Annotated in this window: 21 protein-coding genes and 1 pseudogene; all 22 read left to right on the plus strand. The window is 53.4% G+C overall.

Going from position 1 to position 23,923, the window contains the following annotated elements; translation table 11 throughout:
* Positions 1–39 precede the first annotated feature (39 nt).
* The gene (gene rimP, locus CHL76_RS03700; RefSeq protein WP_079476198.1) at positions 40–510 is read left to right on the plus strand and encodes a ribosome maturation factor RimP; all 471 of its coding nucleotides are present in this window, start codon (positions 40–42) and stop codon (positions 508–510) included.
* Positions 511–550: 40 nt separating this feature from the next.
* Positions 551–1,666, plus strand: a complete 1,116-nt coding sequence (nusA, locus tag CHL76_RS03705) for a transcription termination factor NusA (protein WP_079476199.1) — start codon at positions 551–553, stop codon at positions 1,664–1,666.
* Between the two features lie 18 nt (positions 1,667–1,684).
* The gene (rnpM, locus tag CHL76_RS03710) at positions 1,685–1,960 is read left to right on the plus strand and encodes an RNase P modulator RnpM (RefSeq protein ID WP_079476200.1); all 276 of its coding nucleotides are present in this window, start codon (positions 1,685–1,687) and stop codon (positions 1,958–1,960) included.
* Positions 1,950–2,261, plus strand: a complete 312-nt coding sequence (locus CHL76_RS03715; RefSeq protein ID WP_079476201.1) for a L7Ae/L30e/S12e/Gadd45 family ribosomal protein — start codon at positions 1,950–1,952, stop codon at positions 2,259–2,261. Before rnpM ends, CHL76_RS03715 begins: the two co-directional genes overlap by 11 nt.
* Positions 2,262–2,441: 180 nt before the next feature.
* Positions 2,442–4,199, plus strand: a pseudogene (infB, locus tag CHL76_RS03720) (translation initiation factor IF-2); the annotation flags it as partial.
* The gene (locus CHL76_RS03725; RefSeq protein WP_094907888.1) at positions 4,196–4,471 is read left to right on the plus strand and encodes a DUF503 domain-containing protein; all 276 of its coding nucleotides are present in this window, start codon (positions 4,196–4,198) and stop codon (positions 4,469–4,471) included. The pseudogene infB and the gene CHL76_RS03725, both read left to right, overlap by 4 nt.
* An 11-nt stretch (positions 4,472–4,482) precedes the next feature.
* The gene (rbfA, locus tag CHL76_RS03730) at positions 4,483–4,833 is read left to right on the plus strand and encodes a 30S ribosome-binding factor RbfA (protein WP_079476203.1); all 351 of its coding nucleotides are present in this window, start codon (positions 4,483–4,485) and stop codon (positions 4,831–4,833) included.
* 100 nt (positions 4,834–4,933) lie between these two features.
* Entirely contained in the window at positions 4,934–5,836 is a 903-nt protein-coding gene (truB, locus tag CHL76_RS03735; protein ID WP_307725185.1) for a tRNA pseudouridine(55) synthase TruB, read from the plus strand.
* 35 nt (positions 5,837–5,871) lie between these two features.
* Positions 5,872–6,828, plus strand: coding sequence for a bifunctional riboflavin kinase/FAD synthetase (locus CHL76_RS03740; RefSeq protein ID WP_079476204.1), 957 nt, complete (start codon positions 5,872–5,874; stop codon positions 6,826–6,828).
* 136 nt (positions 6,829–6,964) lie between these two features.
* Positions 6,965–7,234, plus strand: a complete 270-nt coding sequence (gene rpsO, locus CHL76_RS03745) for a 30S ribosomal protein S15 (RefSeq protein WP_022792814.1) — start codon at positions 6,965–6,967, stop codon at positions 7,232–7,234.
* 258 nt (positions 7,235–7,492) lie between these two features.
* Positions 7,493–9,595 carry a polyribonucleotide nucleotidyltransferase gene (locus tag CHL76_RS03750; protein ID WP_079476205.1) on the plus strand — a complete coding sequence of 701 codons (2,103 nt, stop codon included), beginning with the start codon at positions 7,493–7,495 and terminating at the stop codon, positions 9,593–9,595.
* An 85-nt stretch (positions 9,596–9,680) separates the two neighbouring features.
* Positions 9,681–10,958 (plus strand): M16 family metallopeptidase, encoded by a 1,278-nt coding sequence (locus tag CHL76_RS03755; protein ID WP_079476206.1) that lies wholly within the window; start codon positions 9,681–9,683, stop codon positions 10,956–10,958.
* A 98-nt stretch (positions 10,959–11,056) separates the two neighbouring features.
* On the plus strand, positions 11,057–12,103 hold the full coding sequence (asd, locus tag CHL76_RS03760; protein WP_079476207.1) for an aspartate-semialdehyde dehydrogenase: 1,047 nt from the start codon (positions 11,057–11,059) through the stop codon (positions 12,101–12,103).
* 20 nt (positions 12,104–12,123) lie between these two features.
* Positions 12,124–13,368, plus strand: a complete 1,245-nt coding sequence (dapG, locus tag CHL76_RS03765; protein ID WP_079476208.1) for an aspartate kinase — start codon at positions 12,124–12,126, stop codon at positions 13,366–13,368.
* 64 nt (positions 13,369–13,432) lie between these two features.
* A complete protein-coding gene (gene dapA / locus CHL76_RS03770) occupies positions 13,433–14,305 on the plus strand; it encodes a 4-hydroxy-tetrahydrodipicolinate synthase (RefSeq protein WP_079476209.1) in 873 nt (290 codons plus the stop codon).
* A gap of 263 nt (positions 14,306–14,568) precedes the next feature.
* Entirely contained in the window at positions 14,569–16,233 is a 1,665-nt protein-coding gene (locus CHL76_RS03780) for a ribonuclease J (RefSeq protein WP_079476210.1), read from the plus strand.
* A 104-nt stretch (positions 16,234–16,337) separates the two neighbouring features.
* Complete coding sequence (locus tag CHL76_RS03785) at positions 16,338–18,719, plus strand: FtsK/SpoIIIE family DNA translocase (protein WP_094907890.1); 2,382 nt, start codon at positions 16,338–16,340, stop codon at positions 18,717–18,719.
* Positions 18,720–18,730: 11 nt separating this feature from the next.
* Entirely contained in the window at positions 18,731–20,005 is a 1,275-nt protein-coding gene (gene yfmF, locus CHL76_RS03790; protein ID WP_094907891.1) for an EF-P 5-aminopentanol modification-associated protein YfmF, read from the plus strand.
* Positions 19,986–21,281 (plus strand): EF-P 5-aminopentanol modification-associated protein YfmH, encoded by a 1,296-nt coding sequence (yfmH, locus tag CHL76_RS03795; RefSeq protein WP_079476213.1) that lies wholly within the window; start codon positions 19,986–19,988, stop codon positions 21,279–21,281. Before yfmF ends, yfmH begins: the two co-directional genes overlap by 20 nt.
* Complete coding sequence (gene ymfI / locus CHL76_RS03800) at positions 21,274–21,999, plus strand: elongation factor P 5-aminopentanone reductase (RefSeq protein WP_158219057.1); 726 nt, start codon at positions 21,274–21,276, stop codon at positions 21,997–21,999. Before yfmH ends, ymfI begins: the two co-directional genes overlap by 8 nt.
* A 76-nt stretch (positions 22,000–22,075) precedes the next feature.
* Positions 22,076–22,849, plus strand: coding sequence for a DUF3388 domain-containing protein (locus tag CHL76_RS03805; protein ID WP_079476215.1), 774 nt, complete (start codon positions 22,076–22,078; stop codon positions 22,847–22,849).
* A gap of 18 nt (positions 22,850–22,867) precedes the next feature.
* Positions 22,868–23,788 carry a helix-turn-helix domain-containing protein gene (locus CHL76_RS03810; protein ID WP_079476216.1) on the plus strand — a complete coding sequence of 307 codons (921 nt, stop codon included), beginning with the start codon at positions 22,868–22,870 and terminating at the stop codon, positions 23,786–23,788.
* Positions 23,789–23,923 lie beyond the last annotated feature (135 nt).

The following is a 23,923-nucleotide window of genomic DNA, read 5'->3' on the forward strand; positions in this document are numbered from 1 at the left end:
AGAAATGAAGATGATGACAAAGCAGCAGGGAGGTACGTAATGAAAGAAAGTATTAAAGACATTGCAGCACGCCTGGCACGGCCGATTGCTGAAGAACTGGACCTGGAACTGGTGGATACAGAGTATAAAAAAGAAGGAAAAAATTGGTACCTTCGGGTGTTTGTGGACAGTCCCTCCGGTGTGCATCTTGAGGACTGCGGACGGGTGAGCGAACGACTGAGTGAACAGCTCGACGACCTGGACCCGGTTCAGGAAGCTTATTATCTGGAAGTTTCTTCGCCGGGCGCGGAGCGTCCACTGAACAACGAAGCAGACATCCGCCGTTCAGTCGGAAAAAACGTGTACGTGACCACGTATGAACCCGTTGAAGGGGAAAAAGCGTTCGAAGGAAAGCTGAGTGACTTCAAAGACGGAGAGCTTTTGATTTTCACCAAACAGAAACAGAAGGAACGCACGGTTCATGTACCATACAGTAAAGTAGCTAAAGCAAGGCTCGCTATCATTTTTTAACGGTGCGGCGGGCATCGAGAAAAAGGAGGATCTTAATTCCATGAATGCAGACTTTATGGAAGCATTGGACGTACTGGAAAAAGACAAAGGAATCGATAAAGAAATAGTGCTTGAAGCGATCGAAGCCGCGTTGATTTCCGCCTACAAGCGAAACTTCAACCAGGCACAGAACGTCCGGGTGGATGTCAATCGTGACACCGGATCGATTCAGGTATTTGCCCGCAAAGAAGTAGTCGAAGAGGTATTCGATCCGCGGCTTGAAATCTCCCAGGAGGAAGCGCAGGCTATCAGCCCGTCGTACGAGCTTGACGACGTAGTGGAAATGGAAGTCACTCCGAAGAACTTCGGGCGTATTGCAGCCCAGACGGCAAAGCAGGTCGTGACCCAGCGCGTGCGTGAAGCAGAGCGCGGCATTATTTATTCTGATTTTATCGACCGCGAAGAAGATATTATGACCGGCATTGTGCAGCGCCAGGACCACCGCTTTATCTACGTGGATCTCGGAAAAGTAGAAGCTCTGCTGCCCCAGAGCGAACAGATGCAAAATGAAACGTACAACCATAATGACCGCCTGAAAGCGTACATCACGAAAGTGGAAAAAACGACCAAAGGTCCGCAGATTGTTATCTCCCGTACGCACCCGGGCTTATTGAAGCGGCTGTTTGAGCTTGAAGTACCGGAAATTTACGACGGTACAGTAGAGATCATTTCAGTGGCACGGGAAGCAGGCGACCGCTCGAAAATTTCGGTGTTTGCGGATGATCCGGAAGTGGATCCGGTCGGCTCCTGCGTAGGGCCGAACGGCCAGCGCGTCCAGACCATCGTCAAAGAGCTGAAGGGTGAAAAAATTGACATCGTGCAATGGTCGGAAAATCCGGTGGAATATGTGGCGAATTCCCTAAGCCCGGCGAAAGCCCTGGATGTGCAGGTAAATGAAGAAGAAAAAAGCACGCTCGTCGTAGTGCCGGACTACCAGCTGTCTCTTGCTATTGGCAAGCGCGGGCAGAACGCCCGTCTGGCCGCCAAGCTTACCGGCTGGAAAATCGATATTAAAAGTGAAACTGAAGCTGAAGAGCTTGGTATTTTCTCCCCGGAGGATGCCGAAGAAATTCCGGTAACGAGCACAAGCATTGATTTAGACACAGAAGATTTGTAAAAATGAGGGTGAACGGCTATGGCTAAAAAAATTCCCATGAGAAAGTGCATCATTACTGGAGAGGAAAAGCCCAAGAAAGAATTGGTGCGAGTCGTTCGGGACCCGGATAACACCGTTTTTGTCGACCGCTCGGGTAAAAAGAACGGGCGGGGCGCGTATTTAACAGACAGTGATGATGTTTTTTTACAGGCGAAAGCAAAAGATTCGTTGAGCCGCCATTTAAAGGTGAATATATCGAGCGATGATTACGATCGTCTTATAGAAGAGCGCAGAGGCGTAAAGCATGAACGATAAAGCATTGTCTTTTCTCGGGCTTGCCGCCCGGGCAGGAGAGCTGAAAAGCGGTGACGACACCGTTCTTAAAACCGTACAGGCAAAAAAAGCACATCTCGTTATCGTCGCCGGGGATGCTTCGGCCAATACGATTAAAAAATTCACGGATAAAACGAGCTTTTATTCATGTCCTTTTCGGGTTGCGGGAACAAAAGCCGATCTCGGTGCAGCGATCGGAAAAGAAGCAAGAACCATTTTATCCGTCACTGAACGCGGCTTTGCCAAAAAGCTGATAAAATTGATAGATGAAGAAATAAAATGAGAAGGACGTGTAGATGGACGAAAAACGAACAACATTCACAAACGATATCTTTGGAAGGAAAGTGATGTCACTATGAGTAAAGTGAGAAGCAATAAAACACGAAACACCCAGGGAAACAGAGGCCCAAGCAAGAAAAAGACCAACCAAAAACGCCCGGGCGGGGGCCGTAAAGAGCAGCAGGCTACTCCTGAAAAAATTACGTTTGCCGGCAGCCTCTCCGTCGGGGAACTGGCAGAAAAACTGAACAAAGAAAGCTCGGAAGTCATCAAAAAATTAATGAACCTCGGCGTAATGGCGACCATTAATGAAACGCTCGAGGCAGAAACCATTGAACTGATCGCCACGGATTACGGCGTAGAGGTGGAGCAGGAAGAAGTGGTGGATGAACTCGATATTGATAACTATGTCGAGCAGGACGACCCGGCAAAGCTGCAGGAACGCCCGCCGGTAGTAACCATTATGGGTCACGTCGACCACGGGAAGACGACGCTGCTTGACTCCATCCGCCACACAAAAGTCACCTCCGGGGAAGCGGGCGGCATTACCCAGCATATCGGCGCCTATCAGGTGGAAGAAAATAACAAACTGATCACCTTCCTCGACACGCCCGGTCACGCAGCATTCACGACCATGCGTGCGCGCGGTGCGGAAGTAACCGACATTACAATTCTAGTCGTCGCAGCCGACGACGGCGTAATGCCTCAGACAAGGGAAGCCATTAACCACGCCAAGGCGGCTGAGGTGCCGATCATTGTCGCGGTAAACAAGATGGATAAAGAAGGCGCCAACCCCGACCGTGTGATGCAGGAACTCATGGAATTCCAATTAGTGCCGGAAGCATACGGCGGAGATACAATCTTTGTGAACCTTTCCGCGATCAACGGTGAAGGTATCGACGAACTGCTTGAAATGATCCTGCTCGTGGCCGAAGTGGAAGACTTCAAAGCAAATCCGGACAAGCGTGCGCGCGGAAGCGTCGTAGAAGCAGAGCTTGATAAAGGGCGCGGGCCGGTGGCTACCCTGCTCGTTCAAAACGGTACGCTGCATGTCGGCGAGCCGATTGTCGTCGGCAACGCCTTCGGACGAATCCGGGCGATGGTAGACGATCTTGGCCGCCAGGTGAAAAGCGCGGGGCCGTCCAAGCCAGTGGAAATTATCGGCCTGAACGATGTGCCGCAGGCAGGCGACCCGTTTGTTGTCTTTGAAGAAGAGAAAAAAGCCCGCCAGATCGCTGATGCGCGTAAGAGCCGGGCAAAGGATGCCGAGCGTGCACAAACCTCGAAGATCAACCTGGACGATCTGTTCAGCCAGATTCAGGAAAACGACATGAAAGAAATTAACGTGATCGTTAAAGCGGACGTACAGGGTTCGGTCGAAGCGCTTCGCGGTTCGCTTGAAAAAATAGAAGTGGAAGGCTGCAAAATCAATATCGTACACGCCGGCGCCGGCGCGATTGCAGAATCAGACGTCATCCTTGCTTCAGCTTCCAACGCGATCATTATCGGCTTTAACGTCCGTCCCGACGTAAACGCCAAGCGTACGGCGGATGCAGAAAATGTGGATCTTCGTCTCCACCAGGTTATCTACAATGCGATTGACGAAATTGAGACAGCCATGAAAGGTATGCTCGACCCGGTCTATGAAGAGCGCGTGCTCGGACAGGTTGAGGTGCGCCAGCTGTTCAAAGTTTCCCGCGTTGGTACCATTGCCGGAAGCTATGTGCTCGAAGGCAAAATCACCCGGGACTCCAAAGTACGGGTCGTACGAGACGGCGTCGTTATTTTCGACGGCGGCATCAAGGACCTGAAGCGTTATAAAGATGACGCCAAGGAAGTTGCAGCCGGCTATGAGTGCGGTGTGACCCTCGAAAACTTTAACGACCTTAAGGAAGGCGACATTATGGAGCCGTATATCATGGAGGAAGTTAAACGCACATGATCGGTGTAGTCCATGTAGAGTGCATGCTTTATGAAGCGAGTCATTTAAAGCAGAAGCGGGCGGTGCTTCAGAGCGTGAAAACGAAGCTGAAGCAGCGGAACCTCTCCGTGGCAGAAACGGATTATCAGGAGCTTTGGCAGCGGGCAGCTCTTTCGATTGTCAACGTGCATAACGAAAAGGCAGGGGCGGAAAAAGAGCTGCAGCGTGCCATTCATATGATTGAAAGTTATACGGAATGGGAAATAACCTCCGTACACTATGAATGGTTATAGGAGGAACAGTTATGGCTAATATACGTGCTCAGCGTGTAGGAGAGCAGATTAAAAAAGAAGTCTCGGATATTTTTGCGCGCGGAATCAAGGACCCGCGGGTGCAGTTTGTGACGGTGACTGACGTGGAAGTGACCGGAGATCTGCAGCAGGCAACGATCTTTGTCACCGTTCTCGGAGAAGAAAAAGACAAAGAGGAAGCGTTTCAGGGCCTTGAAAAAGCCCGGGGATTCATCCGCAGTGAAATCGGAAAACGAATTCAGCTTCGCAAAACACCGGAAATCTTCTTTTCTTTCGATGAATCGATTGAATACGGCAACCGTATTGAATCGCTGCTGCGCGATTTAAATGAACGGGAAAAGTAGAAGACAGAAGCTGTTTTAAAGTTGGGAGAGCTGTTGCTGACTTTGAAACAGCTTTTCCTATGTACATGAATTCTGTAATGGAAGTGAGCGAAACGGCCCTATGATTGATGGAATCATTCCTTTGTGGAAAGAAGCAGGTGTTACGTCCCATGATTGTGTAGCGCGGGCGCGCCGGCTGCTGAAAACAAAAAAAGTTGGTCATTCCGGCACGCTTGATCCATCCGTGACCGGAGTGCTTCCGCTTTGTATCGGAAAAGCCACTAAAGCGGTGGATTACCTGCACGAAGCTCCAAAGGCATACGAAGGGGTTATCACTCTCGGAAGAGCGACAACCACTGAAGACGCCGACGGGGAGACGGTGGAAGCCCTCGCTGTAGAGACGGCACCGGCAAAGCAGCGCATTGAGGAGGCGCTCCAAGCTTTAAGTGGTTCGGTAACCCAAGTGCCTCCGATGTTTTCAGCTGTTAAAGTCCGGGGGCGCAAGCTGTATGAATATGCCCGTGAAGGCATAGAGGTCGAGCGTCCAGTCCGGGAGGCCTGCATTTACGACTTTCGGCTGCTTGAAATGGACGACGCTCCGCGGGGCGGGGAATTTTCCTTTAAAATTCGGGTGAGCTGCAGTAAAGGAACCTACGTGCGCACGCTTGCTGTCGATGCTGGAAAGAAGCTCGGGTACCCGGCACATCTGCAGCAGCTCATCCGCACGGCGTCCGGTGGATTCGAACCGGAACACACTTCCACATGGGAAGAGCTTGAAGCCCTGGTGGCCGCTGGCCGTCCTGAAAAAGCCGTGTATCCGGTAGACTGGGCAGTGGCTCACCTTCCGGCCATTACAGTGTCGGAGGAGACGGCGGAGCAGATCAGTCACGGACGGGTGCTTCCGGCAGCTTGGTTTTCTGAGCAGACGATGGCGGTAAAGGCAGAGAGCGGGAAACCGCTTGCTGTCTATACGGCGCATCCGGCTAAGCCCGGCATTTTCAAACCTAAAACAATGCTTCTTTAAAAGCGTGAATGAAAGAATATCGGCAGGTGAAAATAATGGAAGTTCATCATCTTATACATCCACATACGTTAACCCCGTCACTTTCAAAGGCTAAAGTGATGGCGATGGGCTACTTTGACGGAGTGCACCGGGGTCACAAAGAAGTGATTGAGAAGGCCCGTCAGGCAGCAGAAGACAGGGGACTGCCGCTCACTGTAATGACCTTCCACCCGCACCCGAAAGTGGTACTGTCCAAGCAGTCAGAGGAAGATATGTTTTATTTAACCCCATTGGCGGAAAAGCAGCATATTCTTGAATCACTTGGAGTGGAGGAGCTGTACATTGTGCGGTTTGACCAGGAATTTGCCTCTCTCGACCCTCAGGCTTTTGTTGATGCTTATATTATTGATCTCGGTGTAAAGCACGCAGTGGCCGGATTTGATTTTTCTTACGGTAAATTCGGGCGCGGCAATATGGAGACGCTCCCGTACCATTCGAGGGATGCTTTTACGTTTTCCACGGTATCTCCTTACACCGAAGAGGGAGAGAAGATAAGCTCCACCTGGATCCGCGAGGCTGTGGAACAGGGAGAAATGGTCAAAGCCGCCCGCCTGCTCGGGCGCTGGTATACGTTTGAAGGCACCGTGGTTGAGGGCGAGAAGCGCGGCCGGACAATCGGATTTCCGACAGCTAACATTCAGGCCGACGAGCCGTACCTGCTGCCAAATGACGGCGTGTATGCTGTACGTGCGCTTATCGACGGTGCATGGCACCGGGGGATGAGCAACATCGGCTATAAGCCGACGTTTCACGACGAACGGGACGGCCCGCCGGAAATTGAAGTCCACCTGTTTGATTTCGATGGAGATATTTACGGAAAAGCGGTCCGGGTTGAATGGCGGGAGCGGCTTCGCGGTGAAGTGAAATTTCCTTCCCTCGATGCGCTGGTCTCCCAGCTGCATGAAGACAAACGCGCAGCCGAGCAGGTACTTCAGCAGGAAATCAGGGATTAACACCTGTTTTCCCTTGCGTTTTTTCTGCTCAAAAGGTAAGATGGTTGATGTATGGAAACTACTTCTTGGCTTGCACGCGCCTCCTGCGGCTTGCGAGGAAATGGTTGAAACAAAAAAACAAAAGGAGGTCGACTGAATGGCTTTAACACCAGAGCGTAAATCAGAGTTGATCGAAGAGTACAAAACACATGAAGGCGACACCGGTTCCCCGGAAGTGCAGATCGCTATTTTGACGGAGCAGATTGTTTCGTTGAACGAACACCTGCGTGAGCATAAAAAGGACCACCATTCCCGCCGCGGGCTTTTAAAAATGGTTGGTAAACGCCGTAACCTGTTAACGTACGTTCGTAACCAGGACATCACGCGTTACCGCGACATCATTAATAAACTCGGCTTGCGCCGTTAAGAAGTACTGGGAAGCGGGAGGTATCTCCCGCTTTTTCTCTTACCTAAAAATAACCATGTGCATAACGTATGCGGCTGGGCGGTATGAAATGATCCCTTACGCACATCGCACAAGCTTAACGCGTAAGCAGTGCGGCTTCCGCGTTAAGCTTGTGCGCACGAAAGGGTTTCCTGCTAGTCGGGAGTACCGGCGGAATGGAACATTTATACCCGGAAATGCAGACGTATACGTGAAAAAACGTATAGGAGGTCCTGAAATTTGGAACAAGAAAAGAAAACCTACTCAATTGAATGGGCGGGGCAGACGCTGACCGTCGAAACAGGACACATTGCGAAACAGGCGAACGGAGCGGTGATGATCCGCTACGGAGATACGGTGGTCCTCTCCACCGTAACGGCTTCAAAAGAACCGAAGGATCTTCCATTCTTCCCGCTCACGGTGAATTACGAAGAGCGGCTGTATGCGGCAGGGAAAATTCCCGGCGGTTTTATTAAACGTGAAGGACGCCCGAGCGAAACAGCAGTTTTAACAAGCCGCCTGATTGACCGGCCAATCCGTCCGCTTTTTCCGGACGGGTTCCGTAACGACGTGCAGGTAATCAATATGGTGATGAGCGTGGATCAGTCCGCGTCACCGGAAATTGCTGCCATGGTCGGTTCATCGCTCGCTCTCTCCCTGTCGGATATTCCATTTTACGGCCCGGTTTCGGGTGCGATCATCGGACGGGTCGACGGTGAATTTGTCGTCAACCCTTCAGAATCCGAAGCGGCCAGAAGCGATATTGAACTGACGGTTGCCGGCACCAAAGACGCCATCAACATGGTGGAAGCCGGAGCAGACGAAGTACCGGAAGAGACGATGCTTGAAGGCATCATGTTCGGACACGAAGAAATCAAGCGCCTGGTGGAGTTCCAGGAAGGCATTATCCGTGAGCTCGGCCAGGAGAAAATGGAAGTGCAGCTCTCCCAGACGGATAAAGACCTGGAAGAAACCATCCGCAGCCAGTTCCAGGACGCTGTGAAAGAAGCAGTGATGGTTAAAGATAAAAAAGAGCGCGACGTGGCCATCCAGGAGCTGAAAACGCAGATCTCCGAGCCATATGAAGATGAAGAGCAGCAAAGCGAAGTAAAAGATATTTTTGAAAAGCTTGTTAAAGCAGAATTCCGCCGCCTGATCACCGAAGAGCATATCCGCCCGGACGGACGCGGCCCGGACGACATTCGTCAGCTGACTTCCGAGGTGGACATTCTGCCGCGTACGCACGGCTCTGGCTTGTTTACCCGCGGCCAGACGCAGGCGCTCAGCATCTGCACGCTCGGAGCACTTGGAGAAGTGCAGATCATTGACGGTCTCGGCACGGAAACGTCGAAGCGGTTTTTACATCATTATAACTTCCCGAACTTCAGTGTCGGGGAAACCGGCCCCATCCGCGGGCCGGGCCGGCGGGAAATCGGACACGGCGCTCTCGGGGAGCGTGCCCTTGAAAAAGTGGTTCCTTCCGAGGAGGAGTTCCCGTACACAATCCGCCTGGTATCCGAAGTGCTTGAATCCAACGGTTCCACGTCCCAGGCGAGCATTTGCGCGAGCACGCTTGCCATGATGGACGCCGGTGTGCCAATTAAATCGCCGGTTGCCGGTATTGCGATGGGCCTTGTGAAAGAAGGCGACGACCTGGCTGTGCTGACCGATATCCAGGGCATGGAAGACGCCCTTGGTGACATGGACTTTAAAGTAGCCGGCACGGCGGACGGCGTAACGGCGCTGCAGATGGATATTAAACTGGCGGGTATCGACCGCGAAGTGCTTGAATTTGCTCTCAAACGAGCGAAGGTTGCCCGCATGAAAGTACTCGAAAACATGCTCGCTACCATCAGCGAAACGCGCGGTGAGCTGTCCCCGTATGCTCCAAAAATTATGTCCATGCACATTAAGCCGGAGAAAATCCGGGACGTAATTGGCCCGAGCGGAAAAACGATCAACCAGATTATTGAAGACACCGGCGTGAAAATTGACATCGAGCAGGACGGTACCGTCTTTATTTCCTCCACCGAGCAGGATAAAAACGAGGAAGCGAAAAAAATCATTGAAGATTTAATTCGTGAAGTGGAGCCGGGCGAGACGTATTTAGGAAAAGTCAAACGCGTCGAGAAGTTTGGTGCTTTTGTGGAGCTGTTTAAAGGCAAAGAAGGTCTTGTCCACATTTCCCAGCTGAACCACGAGCGCGTCAATAAGGTGGAAGACGTGGTTTCCATCGGAGATGAAGTCATGGTAAAAGTAACAGAAATAGACAATCAGGGACGGATTAACCTATCAAGAAAAGCGCTGCTTGCGAAGGAAAGCTCCGACACACCTTCCCAGTAAGGCGCCTATAGATCAGCAGGGACTTGGATTTCCAGGTCCTTTTTTTTATAAATATAAAGAGAGTAAAAAAAGGGAGGGCCAACAGATGGTGGAAACAAAACATTTTCTGAATGGAACACGGCTGGTTTCGGAACAGATCCCGCACGTGCGCTCGGTGTCGATTGGCCTGTGGATAGATGCAGGCTCCAGGCAGGAGCGGGAAGAAGAAAACGGGATGGCACACTTTATCGAACATATGCTGTTTAAAGGTACATCCGGACGGAGTGCGGCAGACATTGCCGGCTATTTTGACCGGATTGGCGGAGAAATGGAAGCCTTTACGGCAAAGGATACCACCTGCCTGCAGGCGACCGTGCTTGATGAGCATGCGGAGCAGACCGCCGGGGTGTTTGCCGATATGTTCTTTCACTCGCGCTTTGACCCAGAGGACGTGGAGAAGGAGCGGAACGTGATTTTAGAAGAAATCAGCATGGTGGAGGACACGCCCGACGACATTATTCACGATATGCTGTGGAAAGCTTCCTACGGGAGCCATCCGCTTGCACGCCCAATTCTCGGAACAAAGCCCGTGCTGAACGAAGTGACCCGGGAGCGGTTGCTCGATTTTTTTCATACCCATTATACGCCCGAACGAGTTGTGATTTCGGTTGCCGGCAATGTGAGCAGGGAGCTGCTTGCCTGCATCGAACGTTTATTTGCCGGATGGGGACACGGGCGCCGGGCGGAAAGCCGGAAGGAAAACGCTGTATTTGTCCCGGGAAAAGAAGTAAAGAACAGGGAAACCGAACAGGCTCATCTGTGCCTGGGATTTCCGGGCGTTTCCCGTTTTCATGACCAGTATTTTGCGGAAGTGCTGTGGAATAACCTGCTCGGCGGTTCGATGAGCAGCCGGCTGTTTCAGGAAGTCCGGGAGGACCGGGGACTCGCCTATTCTATTTTTTCTTCATTTGAAGCCTTTGAGCATACCGGCTTTCATACGATTTACAGCGCGGCGGCCCCGGAGCGCGTAGAAGAGCTGCTCGGAACGATCGAAGGGCTGTTTGAGCGTTTATCCGCTGGAAATATCAAAGAAGTGGAGATTGAGAACCACCGGTCGCAGCTGAAATCCGCTTTTGTACTGGGACTGGAGTCGTCGGCAGCCCGTATGGCCCGCAACGCCCGGAACGAAATGCTGTTCGGCCGGCATCCGGGAATTGATGAAACACTGGACAGGCTTGAAAGTGTACAGCTCGGACATGTCGAGGAGCGGGGGCGGGCGATGATGCAGACGCCGCCGAGTGCCTCGCTGATCCAGCCGGATGGCCGTCTGCCCGGGCTATTAAAGAAAAACAGCTCTAATTTCAGCGTGAGCAGCGGAGAATAAGCCAGAATTGCCCTTTTCAGCACTGACAAGTGTGGTAAAATAAAGCAAAGTTTGTTTTAATAAATGTGAAATGGATGAATCAGAAAGGGAGAATGAACATGTCTAACGAAACATATACTGTAGCGGTCGTAGGCGCAACCGGCGCCGTGGGCCAGCAGATGCTGAAAACTTTAGAAGATAAAAATTTCCCCGTTGGAGAGCTGAAGCTGCTTTCTTCAAGCCGCTCCGCCGGGAAAAAAATGACGTTCAAAGGCCAGGAATACACGCTTGAAGAAGCAACCCCTGAATCGTTTGACGGCGTACAGATCGCCCTGTTCTCCGCCGGCGGTTCCGTATCGAAAGCACTGGCTCCCGAAGCGGTCAGGCGTGGGGCGATTGTCGTGGATAACACGAGCGCGTACCGCATGGACCCGGACACCCCGCTTGTGGTTCCGGAAGTGAATGAAGAAGACCTCCACAACCATAACGGCATTATCGCCAACCCGAACTGCTCGACCATTCAAATGGCCGTAGCGCTTGAGCCGATCCGGCAGAAATACGGCCTGAAAAAAGTGGTCGTTTCCACGTATCAGGCTGTATCCGGCGCGGGGCTGGAAGCGGTCGATGAAATGAACACCCAGTCGACGGCGGTACTGAACGGCGAGGAGGCAGAAGCAAACCTTATGCCCGTCAGCGGCGATAAAAAGCACTACCAGATCGCTTTTAACGCGATCCCGCAGATCGACAAATTCCAGGACAACGGCTACACGTTTGAAGAAATGAAAATGATCAATGAAACGAAAAAAATTCTTCATATGGACGAGCTCCCGGTAGCAGCAACGTGTGTGCGCCTTCCGGTTGCCACGGGCCACTCGGAGTCGGTGTATATTGAGACCGAAACAGGGAATCCGGATGTAAAAGAACTGCAGCAGACGCTCTCCGAAGGCGAGGGCATTACCCTTCAGGACGATCCGGCCAACCAGGTGTACCCGATGGCTGTGAACAGCGTCGGTCTGCCGGATGTATTTGTCGGCCGTATCCGCCGCGATCTTGACCGGGAAAACGCCTACCACTTCTGGGTCGTTTCGGATAACCTTTTAAAAGGTGCTGCCTATAACTCGGTACAGATTGCTGAAAGCCTGATCCGCCTTAATTTAATCAAATAACCTGAGAGGGAGCCGGACTGATGAATATTATTGTTCAGAAATTTGGCGGTACGTCTGTAAAAACGAAGGAACTGCGGGAGCAGGCCGCCGGCCATGTTGAAGATGCAGTGCGTGAAGGCTATAAGGTGGTGGTGGTCGTTTCTGCCATGGGCCGGAGCGGAGACCCTTACGCTACTGATACCCTTCTCGGCCTGATCGATGAAAGTGCGCCGGGAGAAGGAAGAGCCGAGCGCGACCTGCTTGTGTCGTGCGGTGAAACCATCTCGGCCGTAGTATTTACAGAGCTTCTGCGTTCGAAGCAGCTCACAGCTGCTGCTTTAAATGGGGCCCAGGCCGGGTTTATTACCGACAGCAACCACGGCAATGCCAAAATTATCGACATGCGCACAGAAAAAGTTGAAGAACTGCTTACCACTCATGACGTTGTCGTCGTAACCGGCTTTCAGGGCGTCAGCGAGGATGGAATGATCACAACGCTCGGCCGCGGAGGCAGCGATACGTCAGCGACAGCGCTCGGTACAGCCTTAAAGGCCGAGTGGGTGGACATTTTTACCGATGTCGAAGGCATGATGACGGCGGACCCCCGTGTCGTGGAAGATGCGAGGCTGCTCTCCACCGTCACCTATCAGGAAATCTGCAACATGGCGTACCAGGGGGCTAAAGTTATTCACCCCCGTGCGGTTGAAATTGCCATGCAGGGTAAAGTGCCGATCCGTATCCGGTCGACGTCGACCAAAGAGCCGGGCACGCTGATTACGTCCATGCTCGGGGGTGCGCCGGGCCGGGAGGTGGCTGAACGCCTGATTACCGGCATCGCCCACATCCCGTCGCTTACCCAGATCAGCGTTTGGGCGGACCCGGAGCAGTCAGAAGATATGCATGCCCGCGTTTTTCAGCGGATGGAAAGCCTTGGCCTGAGCGTAGATTTTATTAACATTGGACTGGAAAGTGCTGTATTCACCGTACCCGACCCGCATGCGAAAGCTGCGGTCAGCGCTCTTGAAGAAGACGGCTGGAGCATCTCCGCGGTGCCTCACTGTGCAAAAGTCAGTGTTGTCGGCGCTGGCATGACCGGTGTGCCTGGAGTGGCTTCCAAAATTGTTACTGCACTCTCAAAGGCCGGGGTGCCGATTTTACAGTCGGCGGATTCGCATACGACCATCTGGGCGCTTGTCCGCGAAAAAGATACGGATAAAGCAGTATCTGCCCTGCACCGTGTATTTGAGCTCGGACGTGCTGGTATACGTCCCCCATCTGTTTCCTAGTAAGCTGCAGAGAAGTATTACGAGCCGCATCGATTCCCTGCAGATGAGAGAAAGGAGCCGACTTATGGCTTTTGGACAGTTACTCACAGCAATGGTTACACCTTTTCATGAAAATGGCGACATTCACTGGGACCAAGTCGAGCAGCTCACGGAGCATTTGATAGCCACAAAAAGCGACGGCGTTGTAGTGGCCGGCACGACCGGAGAATCACCGACGCTCAGCAGCGAAGAGAAGCTGCAGCTGTTCCGCCGGGTGAAAGATATTGCCGGGAGCCGGCTGGATGTGATTGGCGGCGTCGGTACGAACAATACGGCGTATTCAGCTGACCTTGCGAACGAAGCAACTAAAGTCGGCCTTGACGGCTTAATGGCGGTGACGCCTTATTACAACAAGCCGAACCAGGAAGGCATGTACCAGCATTTTCAGCGGATCGCCGCCGCCACAACGCTTCCGCTGATGATTTATAACATTCCGGGGCGCTGCATCGTCAATCTGCTGCCGGAAACGCTGCTCCGGCTCGCGGAAATTTCCAACATTACGTCGGTGAAGGAAGCGTGTGGGAACCTTGATCAGATTTCGCACTTTCTCTCTTCGGCACCGAAGGATTTCCAGCTCTTCAGCGGCGATGACTCGCTCACGCTCCCGACGCTTTCGGTCGGTGGTGACGGCGTGGTCTCTGTGGCGGCCCATATTGCCGGCGAGGATCTGCAGCAGATGATGACCGATTTCTTTTCCGGACACGTGCAGCGGGCAGCAGAGGCGCACCGGACGCTCCTTCCGAAGATGCGGGCCTGTTTTATGGCTCCGAATCCGTCTCCGGTGAAGGCAATGCTTGAACAGATGGGCATTACCGGGCGCTATACCCGCCTGCCGCTCGTGCCGCTGACGGATGCCGAAATCCGGCAGCTCGAACAGTGGTTCACTGCCGCATCTTAATGATTTTCTAACAGGACACCGACAGCCCGGCTGCCGGTGTCCAATTTTTTTACAAATACAAGCATGAACCAGAAAACCCCTGGCCCAAAGCCGCGAGAAATGCCTGAGCCCAATAGTTTCCCTTGTATTTCAAAAACCGCCTGGGTTATACTGATTACAAGTGATTTGTGCGGAAACCATTCACCCAAAGGGAAAAATGTTTCTTTTTGGGGCCGTAAATCGACGTCAGCAATAATTCATTTTAATTTAGGAGGAAATATACTTTGGCCACACAAGCGAATGGTAACGTTCGTGTTTTTTCCCTTGGCGGTATCGGGGAAATCGGAAAAAATATGTACGTTATAGAATCAGAACAGGACATGATTGTTATAGACGCAGGACTAATGTTTCCAGAGGATGACATGCTCGGAATTGATATCGTGATTCCGGATATTTCATACTTAACCCAGAACAAAGAAAAACTCCGCGGGATCTTTTTAACCCACGGGCATGAAGACCATATCGGGGCGTTAACCTACATTCTCCGCCAGGTGCATGTGCCAGTGTATGGCACCAAGCTGACGCTTGGCATCGTGGAGTCGTATGTAAAAGAAAAAGGACTCCGCAAGAAACCGGATTTCCGTGTGGTTCATGACAACAGCGTCATCCAGACCGGCCAGCTGAAAACAAGCTTTTTCCGGACCAATCACAGCATTCCCGATTCGGTCGGGATGGTCGTCCAGACGCCGGAAGGTATCGTGGTGCACACCGGTGATTTTAAATTTGACCAGACGCCGGTGGACGGGCAGTACACCAGTCTGGATAAATTGACTGAAATCGGCAAAAAAGGCGTGCTCTGCCTGCTTTCTGACAGCATTAACGCCGAAGTTCCCGGCGTGAGTCCGTCGGAAGCGATTGCTGGCAATGGTATCATGGATATCTTTTTAGAAAACGAAGGGCGCATCGTGATTACAACTTTTGCGACTAACATCCACCGCATCCAGCAGGTGATCCAGGCGGCGGAAGAAAGCGGGCGTAAAATTGCTGTGAACGGGCAGGCAATGGAAAAAACAATTGAAATCTCCCGCCGGCTCGGTTATTTGGAGGTCGAGGATGACATTTTTATTACGACCGATCAGGTAGAAGATATGGATCCAAGAAAAGTAGCTATCTTATGCACAGGCAGCCAGGGCGAGCCGGTCTCCGCCCTCATGAATATGGCAAAAGGCGAAGACGATAATTTGACAATCGAGGAAGGCGACATGGTGATTATTGCTGCCAACCCGGTTGCCGGAAACGAAAAAACGGTTTCGCAGACGATCGATTTTCTCTATCAGATCGGAGCCGAGGTCGTCATGGGCGAAAACGTCCACTCCTCCGGCCATGCCCGCCAGGAAGAACTCAAAATGATGCTGAACCTGGTGAAGCCGAAGTACTTTATTCCAGTGCACGGGGAGTACCGGATGCAGTTTGTGCACGGGGAGCTTGCGGAAGAAACCGGCATGGATCCGAATAACATCTTTCTGCTTGATAAAGGGGAAGTTGTGGAGTTCAGCAAAGGCAAAGCTGTAAAAGCCGGCAAAGTACCGGCCGGCAACGTGTTAATTGACGGCCTTGGCATTGGGGACGTGGGCAATATTGTTCTGCGTGACCGCCGCCTGCTGTCCGAAGACGGCATCCTTGTCGTCGTCGTAACGCTCAGCAAAAAGACCGGCACCATCGCAAGCGGCCCGGACATTATTTCCCGCGGATTCGTCTACGTGCGCGAGTCCGAAGAGCTGATGGAAAAAGCGCATAAAAAAGTAACCGAGACGCTGGAAAAATCAATCAGCGATAACGTGAGCGAATGGTCGACGCTCAAAAGCAGCATCCGGGATTCAATGAGCCGTTTTCTTTATGAAAAAACAAAACGGCGCCCAATGATTCTGCCGATTATTATGGAAATTTAAAAGCACGCGAAAAGCTTGCCATGACACACCCCTGCGTTAGCCAGTTTGGCGGGCAGGGGGTGTTTTATTGAACAGAGCTTTTTCGGGGAGAAAGGAGCCAAATCATGGCAAAAACGGCGAAGCGGAAAAAGAAACGAACCTCGTCGAACAGAAACAGGCAGCCGGCTTTTTCATGGCCGGCGCTTGCAGCTGCGCTGCTTGCCCTCATATCGCTTGGCGGATGGGGATGGGCCGGCCAGCTGCTCCGCTCCGGGTCCCAATGGCTCACCGGGGACCTCTGGTGGGTATTGAACTTGCTTATATTTGCTTTTTCCACTGTATGGATGGTCAACCGGAACGCAGTGAAGAAATATCCGTTGCGGTGGACGGGCGGAACACTTCTTTTTCTCGGGGTGATTCTTTTTACAGAGGTCCGCTGGGCTTCAGGCATCAACGGTCCGGCGATTTCCGTTTTTATGGAAACGTTCGGCCGTGACGGCTGGCTCGACCGATCCGGAGCAGCCTCTACCGGTGGCGGCGCGATCGGCGCTCTTATTTACGATGCTGTTCATTTTCTGATCGGAACAGCCGGGGCATATATTGTTTCTGTGCTTCTTGTGATCGCGGGACTATTTTTACTTATGCAGTGGTCTTTTCAACATACGATGCAGACAGGCGGGGCATGGGCGGCCCGTGCCTCGAAACAGGGAGCAGCCCGGGCGGTCGAAAAAGGGAAACAGCGCCAGGCGGAACGAAGAAAGCAAAAGGAGGCGCGGGCAAAAGAAGCGCCTGCGAAGGCTGCGCCGAAGCAGACAGAAACGCCTGAAGCACCTGCGGAAAAAGCGAAAGAAAGCGCAGAAAAGCCGAAAATCTTTTCCTTTACCGAACAGGCGTACCAGGAGCCGCCGGCGGTTAAAGAGACACCGAAGCCGGAGGAGCCTGCGCGCAAAAAAGAAGCGCCTGCGCCGGAGCAAACGGGGGCGCCTGCAGAGTCCGAACCCGAGATGGACCGCTCGGATATGCTGAGTGTGACCGAGGGGGAGACCGAGAACAAGAACTATCAGCTGCCGGCGCTTACGATGCTCTCAGCGCCGAAAAAACAGAATCAGCAGCAGGAGCGTTCGCAAATTTCGGCCAATGCGAAAAAGCTCGAAGAAACGCTGCAGAGCTTCGGAGTGAAGGCGAACGTATCGGAAGTACACCTTGGCCCCGCGGTCACCAAATACGAGATCCAGCCGGCTGTCGGGGTGAAGGTCAGCAAAATTGTCAACCTTTCCGATGACATTGCGCTTGCGCTCGCGGCCCGGGACATACGGATTGAAGCGCCGATTCCAGGCAAATCCGCCGTCGGCATTGAGGTGCCGAACCAGGAAGTGGCGATGGTGACGCTTCGGGAAGTGCTTGAGTCGCTCGATAAAAAAGACGAACATGTGCTGAATGTCGCGCTCGGCCGGGATATTTCCGGCGAACCGATTCTCGCTTCCCTCCACAAAATGCCGCACCTGCTTGTCGCCGGGGCGACAGGAAGCGGAAAAAGTGTCTGCATTAACGGCATCATTACAAGCATTCTGATGCGGGCCCGCCCGCACGAGGTGAAGCTGCTGATGATTGACCCAAAAATGGTAGAGCTGAACGTATATAACGGCGTGCCCCACCTGATGGCGCCGGTGGTCACCGAACCGAAGAAGGCGGCCCAGGCGCTGAAAAAAGTGGTGGCTGAAATGGAACGGCGCTATGATCTGTTTTCGCACACGGGCACGAGAAACCTGGAAGGCTACAACGAATGGATCCGGAAGCAGAACGATAAAGGCGGAGCCAAGCAGCCCGAGCTCCCGTACATTGTGGTTATCGTCGACGAGCTTGCGGACCTCATGATGGTTGCCTCGGGCGAGGTGGAGGATGCGATTACGCGCCTCGCCCAGATGGCCCGGGCGGCCGGCATTCATATGATCATCGCGACCCAGCGCCCGTCCGTGGACGTCATTACCGGGGTCATCAAAGCCAATATTCCGTCGCGGATCGCATTCGGCGTATCGAGCCAGACGGATTCCCGGACCATTCTTGACAGTGGCGGGGCGGAAAAGCTGGTCGGCAAGGGGGATATGCTGTTCTCCCCGATCGGCTCCAACAAATCCACCCGTGTGCAGGGAGCGTTTGTGTCCGACCAGGAAGTGGAACAGGTGGTGGAGGCAGTCGTCGCCCAGCAAAAAGCCAAGTACCAGGAAGAAATGATACCCGATGACCAGCCGGCGCAGGCTGAACGGCCGAGCGACGAGCTGTTTGACGAAGCGGTGGATATGATTCTGCAGATGCAGAGCGCCTCCGTATCGATGCTGCAGCGCCGGTTCCGCATCGGCTACACGCGCGCAGCCCGCCTCATCGATGAAATGGAGGACCGTGGCATCGTCGGGCCGTACGGCGGCAGTAAGCCGCGTGAAGTGCTTGGCGACACCCGGGGAGCAAACAGCGAACCCGCGGAAGAAAAGGAAGATACGCACCATAGTTGAGGAGGATTTTCATGCAGCCAGTGACAACGAACACGAATATTCCGGTGCATTTATTTCAAACGAAGCAGTTTAAAACAACGGCCGTCATTATGCAGTGCCGCGCTCCGCTGTCCGAACATACCGCAGCGGGCCGGGCGCTGTTGGCCAGAGTGCTGAAAAAAGGGAGCCTGCGCTACCCGTCGCAGTCCCACATAAAAGAAAAGCTCGATGACCTGTACGGTGCCTCGTTCAACGTGGACGTCGGCAAACGCGGCAACTATCATGTGATGAGCTTTCGCATGGAGTTTGTAAACGAGCAGTTTCTGCCGGCACAGGAGGATCTGTTTGCCGAAGCGACCGCTTTTTTAGCAGAAATGGTGCACGCACCGCTTGCAGAGGGCCGCGCGTTTAACTCAAAGATCGTCGAAGAGGAAAAGCGGACCCTGGTGCAGAAAATCAATACGATTTACGATGAAAAGGACCGCTACGCCAACATGCGCCTTGTGCAGGAAATGTGCAGCGCCGAAGCATACTCGGTGCATCCGCTTGGCGATGCCCACCAGATGGAGGCTCTCGATGAGCAGAAGCTCTACGACGTATACGAGCAGTTTCTGGCTGAAGATGCGATTGACGTCTATGTGGTCGGCGACGTGGGATCGTATGACGTGGAGGCAGTAACAGGCCCGTTTCCGGAACGAAGCCCCCTGCCGCCGGTTGAAGACGGGTCGGAGCGCCCGCCGCGTGTACGTTACGTGGAGGAGGCCGATGACATCCACCAGGGCAAGCTGCAGCTCGGCTACCGGACGCCGGTTACGCAGGACGATCCGCAGTTTGCCGCGATGCAGGTAACCAACGGACTGTTCGGCGGCTTTCCGCACTCGAAGCTGTTTCAGGAAGTGCGCGAAAAACGGAGCCTGGCGTATTACGCCGCGTCCCGCTATGAAAGCCAGAAGGGGCTGGTCATGGTGATGACCGGCATTGAAAAAGGGCAGTACGAGCAGGTGAAGACGGTCATCGGTGAACAGCTGCAGGCGCTGCAGCAGGAGGCCGTGTCCGAGGAACTGCTGGCCCAGACGAAAAGAATGCTCATCAACCAGATCCGGGAGACGACCGACGCCCCGGGCGGACTGGCAGCTCTGCATTTTCAGGGAAAAATGGCCGGCCGCGTCCGCCCGATTGAAACATGGATTGAAGAAATTGAGCAGGTGAGCGCGGAGGACGTGCTTGCATGCGCGAACTCGATTGTGCTTGATACCGTATTTTTCCTACACGGAAAGGAGGATAAAGATGCAGAAACAACAGTATGATCAGCTGCATGAAACTGTCTACTCCGAAGTGATGCCAAACGGCCTCCGGGTGTACGTGCTTCCAAAACAGGGGTTCAGTAAAACATTTGCCACCTTCACCACCGACTACGGCTCCATTGACAACGCCTTCGTTCCGATCGGGCAAAAGCAGAGCGTGGAGGTGCCGGACGGAATCGCCCATTTTCTGGAGCACAAAATGTTTGAAGATGAAGAGGGGGACGTATTTGATACGTTCGGCAAACAGGGGGCTTCAGCGAACGCGTTCACCTCCTTTACCCGCACGGCGTATTTGTTTTCAAGCACTGACGACACCGCAGTGAACCTGCATACGCTGCTCGACTTTGTGCAGCACCCGTATTTCACCGAGGAAAGCGTAGAAAAGGAAAAGGGCATTATCGGCCAGGAGATCAGCATGTACGATGATGATGCTGACTGGCGCCTCTTTTTCCAGCTGCTCGGCAATCTGTATCACCGCCATCCGGCCCGTATTGATATTGCCGGCACCGCTGAGTCCATTAACCGGATTACCAAGGATGATCTGTATACGTGTTATCATACGTTTTACCATCCGGCCAACATGATTTTATATGTGGCAGGGGCGGTGGAGCCTGAAGACATTTTCGAGCTCGTACGAAGCAACCAGGCGGAAAAGGAATTTGCGCCGATGGACCACGTGGAACGCGTTGAAGTGAACGAGCCGGCAACGGCGCTTCATTCCAGGGCAGTCGAAAAGATGAGCATCCGCCTGCCGAAGGTGCTTCTTGGCTACAAGCTGTCACTGCACAGCGCAACGGAGAACCTGCTGTACGAGGAAGCCCGGCTGGAGCTGCTGCTTGAAACGCTGTTCGGAGAAGGCTCGGAGGCGTATGAAACGCTGTACTCCGAAGGGCTGATCGATGACAGCTTTTCAAGCGAGGCGATGATTGAGCGTTCGTTTTCGCTCGCGGCCATTGGCGGCAATACGCCGAAGCCGGAAGAAACGGAGGCACGGCTGCTTGACATTATCGCACACGCCCAGACTGAAGGCATGGACGAACGGCGCTTTGAACGGATGCGCAAAAAGCTGCTAGGCCAGCTCGTCAAACAGCTGAATTCCACTGAATTTCTCGCTACCGAGGGCACGCGCTACGCGTTTCACGGCGCATCGGTCATGGATGCAGTGGACATTATGCAGCAGGTGACGTTCGAGGACATTTCCGGATTGTTGCAAAATGAATTCCGCATCGACAACCGAACAACCTCCATCGTCGACCAGAAGGGCGAAACCGATGCCTGACTGGACGCTGGTGACTGGAGCGAGCGGGGCAATTGGAAGCGCAGCAGCTGAACGGCTTGCTGCCTCCGGCCGCCCGCTTCTGCTTCATTATTATCAAGGAAAAGAAAACGCAGAACAGACAGCTATGCGCTGCCGCCAAAACGGACAGCAGGCAGAATTAGTCTACGGCGATCTTGCCACCGAGGCAGGCCAGGAGGCGTTTACCGCCCGGCTGCCCCAAAATATTGATACGTTTATTCATGCTGCAGGCATGGAGGAATACATACTATTTCAGGAAACCACGTACGCCCACCGAAATTCGATTATTCAGACAAATGCGATGAGCGCGCTTGCGGTCAGCCGGGCACTCCTCCCGGAAATGATCCGTGCCCGCCAAGGAACGATTGTTTTTGTGAGCTCCGTATGGGCCCGGGAAGGAGCAGCAATGGAATCCACCTATGCGGCGGCCAAAGGAATGATTGAAGCGTTCACCCGGTCGCTTGCCAAAGAAACCGGACCGTCCGGCGTCAGGGTAAACGCGGTGGCGCCGGGAGCGGTCGCCTCCCCGATGCTCGGGCATCTGTCGGAGGAGGAACGGCAGGACGTCGCCGGGCGCGTGTCGCTCGGACGGATTGGCACACCGGGGGAGGTGGCTGGAACCGTGGCGTTTTTATGCTCGCCGGATGCCGCTTATGTCCACGGGGAAGTGCTCCGCGTCGACGGTTTATTTCCGTCCTGAAGCCCCCGCATGTTCTGTTCAAATGGGAAAAAATGACGTACAATAAAAGCAGTAGAGATAAGAGGGGGAACGCCTGATGGCTGGCAACGAATGGTACGTGGAATATGAAATTCATCAAAACCGCCCCGGCCTGCTCGGGGATATTTCTTCGCTGCTCGGCATGCTTGCGATCAATATCGTGACGATCAACGGCGTGGAGGGCAACCGCCGGGGGCTGCTTCTCCGTTGTGACAGCTATGACCGGATTCAGCGGCTGCGCGCCATTCTGGATACGATTCAGATCATTTCCGTTCGAAAGGTTAAGCAGCCGGGCCTGCGGGAAAGGCTCGCTGTCCGCCACGGCCGCTATATTGAACGCGATGCCGATGACCGGAAAACGTTCCGCTTCGTGCGCCCGGACCTCGGGCTGCTGGTCGATTTTATGGCCGAACTGTTCAAAAAGGACCGCCACTACCTTGTCGGTATCCGCGGCATGCCCCGGGTCGGGAAAACCGAATCCCTTGTGGCTGCAAGCGTATGCGCCAACAAACGGTGGACATTTGTGTCGTCAACGCTTCTGCGCCAGACGATGCGCACCCAGCTTGGGGAGGACGAACGAACAAACAGCCACGTGTTTATTATCGACGGAATTGTCACTACCATGCGGGCGGCCCGGAAGCACCGCGACCTCGTGGAAGAGATCATGCGCCTGCCTGCGGTCAAGGTCGTTGAGCATCCGGATATTTTTATCCGGGAAACATCGTATACGGCGGATGATTTTGACTGCATGATTGAGCTGAGAAACGATGAAAGCCAGGTGATTTCTTACGATACGGTGGACTCGGGGTTTTCATCCTTTGATATTAGTTAAAGGGGCAGGTGAGCCGTTATGGCAGAATTAGGACCATACCTTCGCGGGGAACGCGAGCGCCAGGGGGCAAGCCTCGAGCTGATGCAGCAGCGCACGAAAATTCAACGAAGGTATTTACAGGCAATTGAAAAAGGCGACTACGGAGCGCTGCCGGGAGCATTTTATACCCGGGCGTTCATCCGCAGCTACGCCGAAGCGCTCGGCCTGAATGCCGAGGACATTTTCCGGCAGTACGGCGGTGAACTGCCGGCACCGAAACAGCAGCCGGCCGCGATGCCGTCGCGGACGTCACGGAAGCAGACGCGCAGCAGAAATCAGCAGCCGCGCCAGCAGCAGAAACAGAAAAAAACATCCTTCCTGCCCTTTGTGTTTGCGCTTATTTTTCTTTTAATTATCGGGGCAGGCATCTGGCTGTTATTTCAAAATGTGAACAGCGATACGCAGACTCAACAGCAGCAGAGCGATGAGGGCACCGGTGTGCAATTTGAGTCGGGCGCAGGCAGCGACGATGAAGGCAGCGCAGAAGAGAACGCAGGCAGTGCAGAAAACGCCCCGGAGGAAAACGAAGAAGCGGGCGGGGAAGAAAACGAAAGCACTGACGAAGAAGAGAACGGCGGTGCCGATGTGCAGCTGGAAGAAACGTCCGCTGAAGGAGACAACGCCTCGTATGATGTGATCGGGGCGGAAACGTTCGAGCTGACGATGAATTTCAGTGGAGACTCCTACGTGGATGTGACGAATGCAGAAGGCGACATGCTCGACATGTTCTCTAGCCAGTCAGCCGGTGATGAACTTGAGGAAACGTATGAAGAAGAAGAGATTACCGTCAACGTCGGCAACACAAACAATATGGAGCTGGCCGTTAACGGCCGGGAATTTTCCTATCCTTCGGACGGCACCCACCAGAGAATTACATTTACGGCAGTGCCAGAAGAATAAATCCGGCCTTCGCTTCTGAGCGTTTCAGAACGAAGGCTTTGCTTTGCCATAAACAAATTGTGCGTTTTGTTCCATGAGAAAAAAAGATATGTGATACAATATGAAAGACTGGAATGTGGACGGAACAGCACGATT

It is taken from the genome of Marinococcus halophilus, assembly GCF_002265875.1.
Classification (GTDB): domain Bacteria; phylum Bacillota; class Bacilli; order Bacillales; family Marinococcaceae; genus Marinococcus; species Marinococcus halophilus.